A 13,963-nucleotide genomic window follows, 5' to 3' on the forward strand; every position below is an offset into this window, starting at 1 on the left:
AATGTCTGCTTTTAAAGAGTCAGGGTTTTGTTTGGTGTCAAAAACGGTAACAATTTCAATTTCATTTGTTTTCGATAGGATGCGATAGAAAAATGTAGATTATTTTGTGACCACACATTTGTAAAGTCCCTTCAATTCGGTTGATTGTGGGCAGCTTTCAGGTTGTGACGAGATTTGGGAAATCTTTTGATCGAGTTTTTGAAAGAATCTATCTCTTGCTTTGACTCCCCACTTTTCAATAAGATAATCATTTAGTTTTAAAAGTTTTGATTCAGCAAGCTCGGATAAAAATACTTCCATCAAGAGATTTTCTTTACAAAGGAATTGTATGAAACTCTTTTTCCTTCATCGAGTTCCGCTAACCCTTTTTTTATCTCTTGTTGTTGTTCTGTGGACAGTTCATTCCAAAAATCCCCTTGTTCTTTTCGGAGCATATTGGTCATTTTTTCGATAATACTTTCATTATCAATTTTCAATATAGCCTGAATCAATTCTAACTTAGAAGCTTTTAAATCCATAACATTATGGTTTATCTCAAAGATACAATTTTAATCGGTTCCCTATTGTTGTTGCGGGCCTGCCTTTGTCGGCAGGCAGGCGTCACGTCGTTCCATTTACTTAACATATTGATTACTTGTGCCCGGTACGAGCCAAGAGGCTCGCGCTAGCGGGGTTTTGTTTTTTGGGCTCTTCGCCACAGCTGGCAAATAATAGTGCGGTAAATAAAGTGATGATGGTGGGTTTCATAAAAGTTTATGTTTTTGCGTAATGTTATTGTTAGATACAATTCTCAAAATTTACAAATATGGAGCACATAAACACAGGGCATTACACCAAAGAGTCATTGAGCTTTATTTTTAGTGAAGCAGATAAACATCTTGCTGATGTAATTGATGCAGTAAGGTCAAATTCCAATCGTTCATTTTCCTTTTTGGTTTTTACATGTCCATAGCTTCGTTTTCATACTTAGAAGTTGTGGATTCAAAATTATGTGTATTTAATCCTTTTAGGTGGATGTGTAATCTCAGCATTATTCTTGTTGAAGAACATATCGCCAACAATAATTGAAATTAAGGGTTCTAGTCCTTCTGATATATTGGTGTCTTATTTTGACTATTTCCAAGATGAGGAATTAGAAAAAGAATTGCTTGCAGTTCAAATTGAAAGTTATCAGAAATCAATAGAGCTTAACAAGGTTTTAGTCTTAAGAATGTCTAATGGATATATTTGGTCTTTTAGAGTATTGTTAGCCTTTATTCTTGTTTTTCTTTTTGTCTATTCCTTTTTGTTCTTTTAATGCCACTAAACTAGAAGTGGTTTTTGGTCGAGTGGTAACTTTTGGTTTTACAGGTTTCTTCTTTGCCATTATGGGCTGTATATCACTGAGTAGTTCAAAGTTGACTTCTGAAAACATATAAATTCTATACCGCCACAACCCCCTTAATATGTGGATGCGGGTCGTAGTTCTGCAGTTCAAAATCATCAAAGGTAAAGGAGAAAATGTCCTTTACTTCAGGGTTCAGTTGCATAGTGGGCAAGGGGCGTGGGTCTCGGCTCAACTGCAATTCCACCTGTTCCATGTGGTTGTTGTAAATATGCGCATCACCAAAGGTGTGGATAAACTCCCCGGGCTGGTAACCACAAACTTGGGCCATCATTAAAGTAAACAGGGCGTAGGAGGCAATATTAAAGGGCACGCCCAAAAAAATGTCCGCACTACGCTGGTACAATTGGCAAGAAAGTTTGCCATCGGCCACATAAAACTGGAAAAAAGCATGGCAAGGAGGGAGGGCAGCTTTACCGTTGGCCACATTTTCCGCAAACGAGACCGAAGTATCGGGCATAACGCTTGGGTTCCAGGCGGAAACCAACATTCTGCGGCTATTGGGATTGTTCTTCAAAGTCTCGACCACTTCCTTGATCTGGTCAATTTCCTCGCTGTTCCAATTGCGCCATTGGTGCCCGTAGACAGGGCCCAAATCACCGTTTTCATCGGCCCACTCGTTCCAAATACGCACGCCGTTCTCTTGCAGATAGGCGACATTGGTATCCCCCTTTAAAAACCACAAAAGTTCGTGAATAATGGATTTGAGGTGCAATTTTTTGGTGGTCACCATGGGAAAGCCCTCGGAGAGGTCAAACCGCATCTGGTAGCCAAAAACGCTCAAGGTTCCTGTTCCAGTACGGTCGCCTTTTTGGTTCCCGTGCTCCAATACGTGTTTAAGAAGGTCGTGGTATTGTTTCATGCTGTCTGTTCCGTTACTAATGTCATTTCGAGTGGTTTTCCGCTAGCGGAAAATTGTATCGAGAAATCAGTTTTCGGCACAAAATCCATTTTCAGAATTTCACTCAAACTGACGTCTTTTTATATTTTTTGACTGTTTTCTTATGTCATTTCGAACGAATGAAATGAGGAGAAATCCAAGATATCTCAACTACCCCTTCGACTGCGCTCAGGGTGACAGCCCGATGTGACAAAAAATCAATCCATCGAAATTACGCTAATGGGTAGGTTTTTGAAACTAAAACCCAAAAGACTTATGAAAAGTTTATTAACTGGTTTGAGGTCATTGAGATGGGGTGGTTGATGATAAAATATGAAGGATGTGTGTAAAGCAGTTGGTGCGAAATATGTCAACTCGAGTGATTTTTCGAGTGCAAACGTAGAAAAATTGTATCGAGAGCCGGTTTTCCATTTATCTAACGCTTGTTCTCGACCTGCCTTCCGGTAGATAGGTGCTTTTTCTTTGAAAAAACTCGAACTGACGCTCTATTCTTCAATCAAATTATCCCAAAATCATCCCGGCAATGGTAGCGGAAAGCAAGGAAGCTAGGGAGCCGCCCAAAACAGCTTTCATCCCAAAAGAGGACAGTACCTTGCGCTGACCTGGGGCCAAAGAACCAATACCACCAATTTGAATGCCGATGGATGCGAAGTTCGCAAACCCACAGAGCATATACGTGGCCATGATCACGGATTTGTTGTAAGTGAAGTGTACACCGCTCGCCACATTTTTAAGATCGGCCAGTTGAATGTATCCGACAAATTCGCTTGCGGCCAATTTTATTCCAAGCAACTGTCCCATGAGCATAATATCTTCGTTGGCGACCCCAATCAACCACATAAGCGGTGCAAAGACGGTTCCTAGAATGGCCTCCAATGAAAATTCTGTATAGGGGGAATTGGCGGCAATCCAATTATTAAAGGTGGTTATGTCACCGACCCAACCCAAAATACCGTTGATCATGGCGATAAAGGCCACAAAAACCAAGAGCATGGCTCCAACGTTCAAAGCCAGCTTTAAGCCTTCGGTAGTTCCGTTGGCAATGGCATCCAAGATGTTTGCGCCAATCTTTTCGGAGGAAACCTCAACATCGGTATTTACTTTTTCCGTTTGGGGATATAATATTTTTGAAATGACAATGGCGCCGGGTGCAGCCATTACCGATGCGGCCAAAAGGTGCTTGGCGAATACCAGGCGAAGTTCGGGGTCGTCGCCCCCTAAAAACCCAATATAAGCGGCCAAAACGGCTCCGGCCACGGTGGCCATGCCGCCAATCATCACCAAAAGGATTTCGGACTTGTTCATTTTTTCCAAGTAGGCCTTGATGAGCAACGGGGCCTCGGTCTGACCCAAAAAAATGTTACCTGCCACGGAAAGGCTTTCCGCTCCAGAAATGCCCAAACTTTTTGAAAGCAGCCATGCCATCCATTTTACCACTACCTGAATCACTCCCAAGTAATAAAGGACAGATGTTAGGGCTGAGAAGAATATGATGGTGGGCAATACTTGAAAGGCAAAAATATAACCGAAGGTGTCCATGTCCACGACGAGCCCTTCGAACAGGAACTGGCTTCCTGCGCGGGTAAAGTCCAAAATGTTTACAAAAATGTTACCGACTTGATCAAATAGGTATTGTATAAAGCGAACCTTTAATACCCCAATGGCTATCAATATTTGAAGGGATAGGCCTATGCCCACCGTTTTCCAATTAATGGCTTTTCGGTTGGAACTGAACAAAAATGAAATAAAGATGAGCGCTGCCATACCCAAAGCACCACGCAACAAAGTGGTAATGGTAAACCCTTGGTTGGGTATGATTTCTGAGGCTTCCTGTTGGGCTACGCTATCTGTAATAGTGGAGCCAATGGCAATGTTAAGTGAATCTGCGGGCAACGAATTTTGGCCGAAAGCGACCGAACAAAGGAATAAAAGTATCAGTAAACTTTGGGTCTTTTTCGCCATGTACGTTGGTGGTTTATTTGCGCTTGGAAATTTCATCCCTCAATTTGGCAGCCTTTTCGTAGTCTTCGCTGGCTACTGCCTTATCTAATTCTTTATGGAGTTCTTGAAGGGACATTTCTCTGTATCCATGGGTATCGGAACCAGATTCGATCTCTACGGCTTCCCCTTCTTGAAGGATTTCATCGACCATAATGCTATCGTCCTCACCCTCCTCTTTTTCTTTGGAAGAGAATTTTAGGAAGATTCCTGCCTTGTCCAAAATGGTCTTGTAAGTAAAAATAGGAGCGTTGAACCTGAGTGCAAGCGCAATGGCATCACTGGTTCGTGCATCGATAATCTCCTCATTGTCGTCGCGCTCGCAAATAATACTGGAATAAAATACCCCGTCCACCAATTTGTGGATGATTACCTGCTTGATCACAATTTGAAACCTGTCCGCAAAGTTCTTGAACAAATCGTGGGTCAAGGGTCTGGGCGGCTTTATCTCTTTCTCCAATGCAATGGCAATGGACTGTGCTTCAAATGCGCCTATAACAATGGGGAGTTTTCGGTCTCCCTCTTCTTCATTTAAAATAAGGGCGTACGCGCCATTCTGTGTTTGGCTGTATGATATTCCCTTGATCTTTAATCGTACTAAACTCATATATCTCCTCCTAAAGCAAAAGGGCCGCTCAAATAAGTGGCTTTACCAGTTATCTGAACAGCCCCTTGCAATGGGCAAATTAACAAAAATTAAGCGTTTTGGGCTTTAAATTCCTTTAATTTTTCGACGAGTTCGGGCACTACCTCGAAGGCATCCCCAACTATTCCATAATCCGCGGCCTTGAAGAAGGGTGCCTCGGGGTCGTTGTTGATGACTACTTTTACTTTTGAAGCACTTACTCCTGCCAAATGCTGGATAGCTCCAGAGATACCGATGGCAATGTAAAGATTACTTGCTACCGGTTTTCCTGTTTGTCCCACGTGCTCGCTGTGCGGACGCCACCCCATATCGGAAACCGGTTTGGAGCATGCTGTGGCAGCTCCCAAAACATCGGCCAATTCTTCGATCATGCCCCAATTTTCAGGTCCTTTGAGCCCACGACCCCCTGAGACCACAATATCGGCATCGGCAATGGTTGCTTTTCCAACTATCCTATCCACTTCTACGGATTTAACAGCAAAGGCGTTGTCGCCCAAGGTTGGTGCAAAATCTTCAACGGAGGCGGAAACATTATTTTCCACCACTCCAAAAGCGTTGCTGGAAACCCCGATTACCTTGATATCGGAAGAAACCTCCGTCATGGCAAACCCTTTGTTACTGAAAGCGGTTCGCTTTACCACAAATGGCGAAGTGCTCTCGGGTGCGGCCACTACATTGGGCACATAACCGGCAGATAATTTTGCTGTTAGGATGGGTGCCAAGAATTTGCTGTCCGCGCTGGAACTCAATATAATTACTTTGGCATCTTCTGCTTTAGCAGCTTGGGCCAATACATCAGCGTAGGCTTTGGCATTGAAGGTTGCCAATGAATCATCACTGACTTTTAAAACCTTGGAAACTCCGTAGGCTCCCAATGAGGCATCGTCCTCGGCATTAAAAGAGACCGCTGTGACGGTTGTGCCCAAGTCCTGGGCCACTTTATGTGCATAAGAAGCTACTTCGAAGGCATTTTTTTTGAATTTTCCCTTGAGGGATTCTGTATATACTAGTACTGACATAATTTTTTTAAAATTTCAATATTCAAACCCCAAATCCCAAGATATTTTTGGAACTGGCCCGCCAGCGGCAGGCAGGGTTTTTCGGATTTTATTTAAATCACTTTAGCTTCGTTGTGCAGCAATTCGACCAATTCCCCTACGTTGCCTGCATCGACCAATTTAACGGGTCCTTTGGCAGCGGGTTTTTCAAATTTTTGGTCTTGTGTAGGTTGTGAGGCATCAATGGGTTCAACCACCTTCAATGCTTTTTTGCGTGCCATCATAATACCTCTCATATTGGGAATACGAAGGTCACTTTCCCCAACCAGTCCTTTTTGTCCACCGATAACCAATGGGAGGGAAGTGCTTATTTTTTCCTTACCTCCATCAATTTCGCGAATTGCGGTTGCGGTATTTCCTTCAATTTCCAAACCTATACATGTGTTCACAAAGTTTATATCCAACAAAGTGGCTAGTATTCCAGGGACCATGCCCCCGTTATAGTCAATGGATTCCCTACCGGCAATAATTAGGTCGTATTCTCCATTTTTGACCACTTCGGCCAACTGCTGGGCCACAAAAAAGCCATCGGTTGGTTCGGCATTGACCCGAATGGCTTCGTCGGCACCAATGGCCAAAGCTTTTCTAATGGTAGGCTCGGTTTGGGCCCCGCCAACATTGGCCACATGAACCGTTGCATCTTGCTTTTCCTTGAACCACATGGCTCGGGTAAGTCCAAACTCATCATTTGGATTAATAACAAATTGAACCCCGTTTGTGTCAAACTTGGTATCGCCTTCCGTAAAATTGATTTTGGAAGTTGTATCCGGTACGTTGCTTATGCAAACTAAAATCTTCATATATACTTAAGGTTTATCGATTCAAATATAGGTATAAAATCTTAAATTTATTATGCATGCATAATAAATTTTGTTCTTTTTTTGGATTCTCCCCAAGCAAATTTCGGGTAGTTTTTGCTATTTTTGCTTGCGTTTTTAAGCAGACTATAAATATTTAGTACGATTTAATGAAAACATTACAGTTTAGGGAGGCAATAGCCGAGGCTATGTCCGAGGAAATGAGAAGGGATGATACCATTTATTTAATGGGCGAGGAAGTAGCCGAGTACAATGGTGCTTACAAAGCTTCCAAAGGCATGTTGGATGAATTCGGACCGGAGCGGGTAATCGATACCCCGATTTCAGAACTTGGTTTTGCCGGAATCGGCGTAGGTTCTGCAATGAACGGCAACAGGCCCATTATAGAATTTATGACCTTCAATTTCTCTTTGGTGGGAATTGATCAAATAATAAACAATGCTGCCAAAATCCGACAAATGTCCGGAGGTCAGTTCAATTGCCCGATCGTATTTAGGGGGCCAACGGCTTCTGCGGGACAGTTGGGAGCCACACACTCCCAAGCTTTTGAAAGTTGGTATGCCAATACTCCCGGGCTTAAGGTTGTGGTTCCTTCGAACCCAGCCGATGCGAAGGGATTGTTGAAGGCCGCCATTCGCGATGACGACCCCGTGATTTTTATGGAATCCGAACAAATGTATGGCGATAAAGGAGAGGTGCCCGAAGGGGAGTATACAACTCCTTTAGGTGTTGCGGATATTAAAAGGGAAGGTACCGACGTGACTATTGTTTCCTTTGGAAAAATCATCAAGGAAGCTTACAAAGCTGCTGATGAATTGGAAAAGGAAGGTATCAGTTGTGAAATCATAGATTTAAGGACAGTGCGTCCCATGGACCACGATACCATTCTTAAATCCGTAAAGAAAACCAACAGAATGGTAATCTTGGAAGAAGCATGGCCCTTTGGCAATGTGGCTACCGAAATTATCTATCACGTTCAGGACAAAGCATTCGATTATTTGGATGCCCCCATCGTAAAACTGAACACAGCAGATACCCCAGCACCTTATTCTCCAGTGCTTTTGGCCGAGTGGTTGCCCAATCACGAAGATGTCATAAAGGCTGTTAAGAAAGTGCTATATAAGCTGTAGAATCATATTTTAAGGTATATTAGCCCTGTCAACTTTGTTGACGGGGCTTTTTTTTAGGGAATATTTTTTTGATTACAAATTACTTTGAACCAAATTTGACCTAAGTTAATTGGGGATATGCTCTAATGCTTTTCTCCATTGTCCCTTATATCTGCCTATGAAAAGATTCCTTTCCGTCTTTTTTCTGATTTTTATCACTTGCGTTACCGCACAAACCAAGATTGAGGGCGTTGTTACTGACGATGCAGGTATACCCATTGCCTTTGCCAATATTATATTCACCAATTCTTCTGAAGGAACCATAACCAACGATAACGGGCGCTTTTATATGGAGTCTGACCAAACGTATGAGTCCATCAAAGTATCTTTTATTGGTTATGAGACCAAGGAGATTCCCTTGGAACAAAAGGTGAACTACGGCATGGAGATCATACTCACTGAATCTGCGGAGCAGCTTCGGGAAGTGATCGTGTATACAGGGAAACAATCCAAAAAGAATAATCCGGCAATCGATATTTTAAGAAAGATCTGGTCCAAAAAAAGGGAGAACGGGGTGCGCAAGTTCAAACAGTACCAGTACGATAAATATGAAAAAATTGAGTTTGACCTCAATACCATCGACAGTGCCTTGATCAAAAGTAAACTCTTCAAAGGGCTGGAGTTTATGTTCGAGGATTTGGATACATCCCGAATCACGGGAAAAACCTATTTGCCCATGTTTCTCAACGAAACTTTTTCCAAAGTCTATGGCGACAATGTAATGGATAGGGAGAAAGAAGATGTTCTGGGAAACAAAAGCTCAGGTTTTAGTGGTAATCAGGCCATAACCGCCTTTGTGGAGGATTTATACTCCGACTACGACATTTACGATAACTATCTCAAATTTTTTGATAAAAGCTTTACCAGCCCATTGTCCAAAACCGGAGTTGATGTGTACAATTACGTGTTGTCCGACAGTACCTTTATTGACAATAAATGGTGCTATAATATTATTTATTACCCGAGGCGTAAGAACGAACTCACCTTTAAAGGAGACTTTTGGGTGAACGATACCACCTTTGCCATCAAAAAAATCAACATGCAGGTCACCAAAAGTGCCAACATCAACTGGGTAAAGGAAATTTATATAGAGCAGGATTTTGAGGTGGTCAGCGATTCGGTTTTTCTCTTGAAGCGGGATTACATGCTGAGCGATTTTAGCTTTTCAAAAAAAGAGGAATCACGGGGGGTGTACGGCAAGCGTACCACGGTTTTTGATAATTATAACTTTGATAACCCACGTTCCGGAGATTTTTACAAGGCAGTTGCCGACCCCTACGATCCAAGGGTTTTCTCGCAGGACAGTATTTTCTGGAAAAATGCCCGTTTGGAAAGTTTGAACGAGGACGAGTCGGGAATCTTTAAACTGCTGGATACCTTAAAAACCGTTCCCAAGTTCAGAACATACTACGATATCGTAAGTATTTTGGGTTCTGGATATATCGAAATAGATAAATGGAACATCGATATTGGGGATATCTACAGCACCTTTGGTTATAATGATGCCGAAGGTATTCGTATGCGGGCCGGTGCACGAACCTATTTTGGACAGAATGATATGTGGCGTTTGGAAGGGTACATGGCCTATGGTTTTGTTGATAAAAAAATTAAGCACGGGTTTTCGGGCAAGTTTTTGCTCGATAGAAAAAATCGGCTGATTGTATCTGGGGGAAATCGAAGGGACATTGAGCAATTGGGGCTTAGTCTTACCAGTACCAATGATGTAATGGGAAGAAGTATAGCCTCATCCTCTTTGGTTACCGTAGGTTCCAACGACCGTTTAACGAACATTAACCTATCTACCCTGAACGTGGAGATGGAGCCCGTTAAAAACTTCAAGATCAATGTGGGCGGTTCCTTTAGGACCTTGAGCTCCGCTTTACCCGACGCATTTAGTCTGGATTATGTGGACCAGGCTTCACCCACGGGCATTTCATCCGAAATAAAACAGTTCGACCTTAACACCACCTTGATCTATACACCGGGCAAGCGTACCATTGGTTACGGAGTGGAACGCTCCAGCATCAATGATGATTACAGTACCTTGGTCCTTAAATACACCAAGGGTGTGGATGGATTTTTGGAAAGTGATTTTGATTATGGGAAAATCCAATTCTCTTACCAACAGCCATGGCAGATAGGAGGTTTTGGCAGGTTGACCAGTAGCGTGGAACTGGGAAAGACTTTTGGGGAAGTGCCTTTGGGGCTGTTGAGTGTAATCCCGGGCAACCAGACGCTATTTTCACTGTACAATGTATTCCCCAATCTGGATTTCTACGAGTTTGTTACCGATACCTATGCCACGGTGCACCTGGAACACAACTTCAATGGTAGGTTGTTCTCGCGTATTCCGTTATTGCGTAGACTCAACCTTAGGGAAATTGTAGGGGTTCGAGGTGCTTGGGGGCAATTGTCCCAAGAAAACATAGCTTTGAGTGCCCCGACCAATATTCCCTTAATTGCACCGGAGGACCAAGTGTATTGGGAATATTCACTTGGTGTGGGAAACATTTTTAAAATACTTCGGATTGACTTTAATTTTAGAGGAAACTACCTCGATAATCCAGATGCAAGGGCATTTGGGATAACCGGAACCTTCGGATTTAGCTTTTGATCAAATGCGGCCCTTTGGGTTTTACTGAAATTTTCATTCCCTTGAAAACAGGAATCCAAAATAGCGGAATTTTGGCTTTTGATCTAAGGGGTGAAAATAAGCAAGTAAAATACATCTTCGGCTCTGCCTCTTTGATTGTTAAATTCTTTTATTTAATACGAAACAGCCAATTTATACGCCCTATTCCAGTTATACTGGTTATTTTTGCACAATAAATTTATCACTAACATGTCAAAAAAACCACGTATTACCTTTGATGTACTGGTAGAAATACCCAAAGGTAGCAGAAACAAGTACGAATACGATTTTACCCTCAACAAAATTCGATTTGATCGAACCCTTTTTTCCTCAATGATGTATCCGGGCGATTACGGGTTTATTCCAGAGACCTTGGCCTTGGATGGTGATCCCTTGGATGTATTGGTCCTGTGTACCGAGCCTACCTACCCGATGGTGGTGATCGAGGTGAAACCTGTTGGGGTTTTTCACATGACCGATGAAAAAGGTCCGGATGAAAAAATTATCTGTGTTCCGGTTTCCGACCCGATTTGGAGCAAAAGGGACGACATAAGTGAATTGAACCCACATCGATTAAAGGAGATTGAACACTTCTTCCAAGTGTATAAGGATTTGGAAGAGAAGAAGGTAGACACCGGAGGATGGGGAGACGTTAACGAGGCCGTGCAAATCTATCACGAATGCGTTAAACGTTACGAAGAAAGCGAACTTAAAAAACAAAGGGCTTTCACCATATAGATAACATAACAATCACTTTAAAAAAATGCGCTTTTAATAATTAAAGGCGCATTTTTTTTATTACTTCGTATTTTACTACATTAGCTGGCATTAAAAATTTCTAAATAATCTAACCTATGGATTTAATCGTAAAATTTTTGCCTGTATTTGGTGTCTTGGCCCTCCTGTATGTATTCATCAAGAATGTATGGATTTCAAAACAAGAGGTCGGGGACGAGAAAATGGCAAGGATTGCAAAGAACATTGCCGATGGAGCAATGTCATTCTTAAAGGCCGAGTATAAAATACTGAGCATCTTTGTGGTCTGTGTGGCCGTTTTGCTCTTCTTCAAGGGAAGCAACGAAACAGGTTCCAATGGCATGGTGGCCGTTTCCTTTATTGTAGGGGCCATCTGTTCCGCTTTGGCCGGATTTATCGGTATGAAAGTCGCGACCAAAGCCAATGTAAGAACTACCAATGCTGCTAGAACCTCTCTTGGAAAGGCCCTTGAAGTGGCGTTTGCCGGTGGAGCTGTTATGGGACTTGGTGTGGTAGGACTTGGTGTTTTGGGATTGAGCGGTCTGTTTATGATTTACAGCGGACAAGGCTGGGAACTTGCCGAGATTTTAAATGTACTCTCCGGTTTCTCCCTTGGCGCATCTTCCATAGCACTTTTTGCCCGTGTAGGCGGGGGTATTTACACCAAAGCTGCCGATGTTGGGGCCGATTTGGTAGGTAAAGTGGAAGCAGGAATACCTGAAGACCACCCATTGAACCCTGCAACCATTGCGGATAACGTAGGGGATAATGTTGGGGATGTGGCCGGAATGGGTGCCGACCTTTTTGAGTCTTACGTGGGTTCCATAATCGGTACTATGGTTTTGGGTGCTGTTTTTGCTGGATTGCCGGAATTTCAAGCTGCTTTTGATGGCCTTGGCGCGGTGTATTTGCCGTTGGCTTTGGCTGCCGTAGGAATTATAATGTCGATCATTGGGACATTCTTTGTCCGGGTGAAAGATGGCGGAAACCCGCAAACCGCATTAAATGTGGGAGAATTTGGATCAGCTGGTTTAATGTTGATTGCCTCTTATTTCATCATCAACGCCATGTTGCCCGAATCTTGGGTAGAAGGCGGGAAAGAGTTTACGGCCATGGGCGTTTTCTGGGCGACCATCGCTGGACTTGTTGCCGGACTTTTGGTAGGTAAGGTTACCGAATACTATACAGGAACAGGCAAAAAACCCGTTAACTCCATAGTGCGTCAATCCGAAACAGGATCTGCAACGAATATTATTGCAGGTCTTGGTGTGGGAATGATGTCCACGGCCATCCCAATTATTTTGATTGCCGCAGCGATTTTGGTATCTCACTACTTCGCTGGCTTGTATGGAATCGCTATTGCGGCCGTAGGGATGTTGGCCAACACGGGTATTCAGCTTGCAGTTGATGCTTATGGACCTATCTCGGATAATGCAGGAGGTATTGCGGAAATGGCAGAACTACCTGGGGAAGTCCGTGAAAGGACCGATAAATTGGACGCAGTTGGAAATACAACGGCTGCCATTGGTAAAGGTTTTGCCATAGCGTCTGCTGCATTGACAGCGCTTGCACTTTTCGCAGCCTTTATGAAAACAGCCGGTGTTACATCCATTGATGTGTCACAGCCTGATATTATGGCGGGACTCTTGGTGGGAGGTATGCTTCCGTTTGTGTTCTCCGCACTTTCCATGAATGCGGTAGGTAGAGCTGCCATGTCCATGATCGAGGAAGTGCGCCGTCAGTTTAAGGATATACCTGAATTGAAAGCTGCCTTGGCAGTAATGCGCAAATATGATTCTGACCTTTCCAAAGCCAGTAAAGAGGATATGGAGATTTTTGAAGCGGCCGATGGTAAAGCAGAATATCAAAAGTGTGTGGCCATTTCAACACAGGCATCCATTAAAGAAATGGTATTGCCGGGATTGTTGGCGATCGCCGTACCGGTTGCCGTAGGTTTTATCGGTGGGGCAGAGATGTTGGGAGGCCTTTTGGCAGGTGTAACCACCGCTGGAGTTTTAATGGCCATATTCCAATCCAATGCCGGAGGTGCTTGGGACAATGCCAAAAAAACCATAGAAAGTGAAGGCCGAAAGGGTAGCGATGCACATAAGGCTGCCGTTGTAGGGGATACCGTCGGAGATCCTTTTAAGGATACTTCGGGTCCTTCCTTAAATATTCTACTCAAATTGATGTCAGTCGTGGCCTTGGTGATCGCACCTAGTTTGGTAAACCCTGCACCTGCGGACGAGGTAGGCTTTCTTAAAGAAGATGGTACTATGATTGCCATTACGGAAGAGGGAATGAAAGAAACAAAGGCTGTTGAAAAACAAATCCGAATAGAGGTAAGCAATACTGAAGACGGAGCTTACAAAGCTGTTGTGACTTCCTCCTCAAATGTAAATGGGGAAGTGGTGGAAGAAACCAAAGAGCTTGTGGCCGACAGTAAGGAAGAACTGGAAAAAAAGATACAAGCATATAAGAGTGCCTAGGCAAAGGATTAGCTCGCGCTTTATAGCAAAGCTGGAAAGAAGCTGTCTCATAACCGGGACAGCTTTTTTATTGAATATACAGGAGCATTTGCTTGTTTTCATCCTGTATTTA

11 protein-coding genes are annotated in these 13,963 nt (G+C 43.2%); 4 read left to right on the forward strand and 7 right to left on the reverse strand.

What is annotated here, in order from left to right; all coding sequences use genetic code 11:
* Positions 1-99 precede the first annotated feature (99 nt).
* From VM932_RS15185 to VM932_RS15215, 7 genes are all read right to left on the reverse strand, one after another.
* On the reverse strand, positions 100-300 hold the full coding sequence (locus VM932_RS15185) for a type II toxin-antitoxin system RelE/ParE family toxin (RefSeq protein ID WP_326279877.1): 201 nt from the start codon (positions 298-300) through the stop codon (positions 100-102).
* Positions 300-518 carry a hypothetical protein gene (locus VM932_RS15190; RefSeq protein ID WP_326279878.1) on the reverse strand — a complete coding sequence of 73 codons (219 nt, stop codon included), beginning with the start codon at positions 516-518 and terminating at the stop codon, positions 300-302. The genes VM932_RS15185 and VM932_RS15190 overlap by 1 nt, the downstream gene beginning before the upstream one ends.
* Before the next feature lie 903 nt (positions 519-1,421).
* Positions 1,422-2,246, reverse strand: coding sequence for a thymidylate synthase (locus VM932_RS15195; RefSeq protein ID WP_293167852.1), 825 nt, complete (start codon positions 2,244-2,246; stop codon positions 1,422-1,424).
* A gap of 540 nt (positions 2,247-2,786) precedes the next feature.
* Positions 2,787-4,247: a NupC/NupG family nucleoside CNT transporter gene (locus VM932_RS15200; RefSeq protein ID WP_326279882.1), complete on the reverse strand. Its 1,461-nt coding sequence runs from the start codon at positions 4,245-4,247 to the stop codon at positions 2,787-2,789.
* 13 nt (positions 4,248-4,260) lie between these two features.
* Positions 4,261-4,890, reverse strand: a complete 630-nt coding sequence (locus VM932_RS15205) for a bifunctional nuclease family protein (RefSeq protein WP_326279884.1) — start codon at positions 4,888-4,890, stop codon at positions 4,261-4,263.
* An 89-nt stretch (positions 4,891-4,979) separates the two neighbouring features.
* Positions 4,980-5,948, reverse strand: a complete 969-nt coding sequence (locus VM932_RS15210) for an electron transfer flavoprotein subunit alpha/FixB family protein (RefSeq protein WP_326279886.1) — start codon at positions 5,946-5,948, stop codon at positions 4,980-4,982.
* 92 nt (positions 5,949-6,040) lie between these two features.
* Positions 6,041-6,787 carry an electron transfer flavoprotein subunit beta/FixA family protein gene (locus VM932_RS15215; protein WP_326279888.1) on the reverse strand — a complete coding sequence of 249 codons (747 nt, stop codon included), beginning with the start codon at positions 6,785-6,787 and terminating at the stop codon, positions 6,041-6,043.
* 167 nt (positions 6,788-6,954) lie between these two features.
* On the opposite strand from VM932_RS15215, the gene VM932_RS15220 reads away from it, so the two are divergent.
* The 4 genes from VM932_RS15220 (at position 6,955) to VM932_RS15235 (ending at position 13,851) form a co-directional block, all read left to right on the forward strand.
* On the forward strand, positions 6,955-7,935 hold the full coding sequence (locus VM932_RS15220) for a pyruvate dehydrogenase complex E1 component subunit beta (protein ID WP_163625259.1): 981 nt from the start codon (positions 6,955-6,957) through the stop codon (positions 7,933-7,935).
* Positions 7,936-8,092: 157 nt separating this feature from the next.
* Positions 8,093-10,588 carry a DUF5686 family protein gene (locus VM932_RS15225; RefSeq protein WP_326279890.1) on the forward strand — a complete coding sequence of 832 codons (2,496 nt, stop codon included), beginning with the start codon at positions 8,093-8,095 and terminating at the stop codon, positions 10,586-10,588.
* Positions 10,589-10,816: 228 nt separating this feature from the next.
* Entirely contained in the window at positions 10,817-11,344 is a 528-nt protein-coding gene (locus tag VM932_RS15230; RefSeq protein WP_326279892.1) for an inorganic diphosphatase, read from the forward strand.
* Positions 11,345-11,460: 116 nt separating this feature from the next.
* Entirely contained in the window at positions 11,461-13,851 is a 2,391-nt protein-coding gene (locus VM932_RS15235; RefSeq protein WP_326279894.1) for a sodium-translocating pyrophosphatase, read from the forward strand.
* Positions 13,852-13,963 lie beyond the last annotated feature (112 nt).

The sequence above is a fragment of the Flagellimonas halotolerans genome, assembly GCF_035818535.1.
Taxonomy (GTDB): Bacteria; Bacteroidota; Bacteroidia; order Flavobacteriales; family Flavobacteriaceae; genus Flagellimonas; species Flagellimonas halotolerans.

What these genes read in the sequence shown, in the direction of transcription:
- VM932_RS15215 (WP_326279888.1), bottom strand. Translation starts at nt 6,787, where the DNA reads ATGAAGATTTTAGTTTGCATAAGCAACGTACCGGATACAACTTCCAAA.
- VM932_RS15205 (WP_326279884.1), bottom strand. Translation starts at nt 4,890, where the DNA reads ATGAGTTTAGTACGATTAAAGATCAAGGGAATATCATACAGCCAAACA.
- VM932_RS15230 (WP_326279892.1), top strand. Translation starts at nt 10,817, where the DNA reads ATGTCAAAAAAACCACGTATTACCTTTGATGTACTGGTAGAAATACCC.
- VM932_RS15200 (WP_326279882.1), bottom strand. Translation starts at nt 4,247, where the DNA reads ATGGCGAAAAAGACCCAAAGTTTACTGATACTTTTATTCCTTTGTTCG.
- VM932_RS15190 (WP_326279878.1), bottom strand. Translation starts at nt 518, where the DNA reads ATGGATTTAAAAGCTTCTAAGTTAGAATTGATTCAGGCTATATTGAAA.
- VM932_RS15225 (WP_326279890.1), top strand. Translation starts at nt 8,093, where the DNA reads ATGAAAAGATTCCTTTCCGTCTTTTTTCTGATTTTTATCACTTGCGTT.
- VM932_RS15235 (WP_326279894.1), top strand. Translation starts at nt 11,461, where the DNA reads ATGGATTTAATCGTAAAATTTTTGCCTGTATTTGGTGTCTTGGCCCTC.
- VM932_RS15210 (WP_326279886.1), bottom strand. Translation starts at nt 5,948, where the DNA reads ATGTCAGTACTAGTATATACAGAATCCCTCAAGGGAAAATTCAAAAAA.
- VM932_RS15195 (WP_293167852.1), bottom strand. Translation starts at nt 2,246, where the DNA reads ATGAAACAATACCACGACCTTCTTAAACACGTATTGGAGCACGGGAAC.
- VM932_RS15220 (WP_163625259.1), top strand. Translation starts at nt 6,955, where the DNA reads ATGAAAACATTACAGTTTAGGGAGGCAATAGCCGAGGCTATGTCCGAG.
- VM932_RS15185 (WP_326279877.1), bottom strand. Translation starts at nt 300, where the DNA reads ATGGAAGTATTTTTATCCGAGCTTGCTGAATCAAAACTTTTAAAACTA.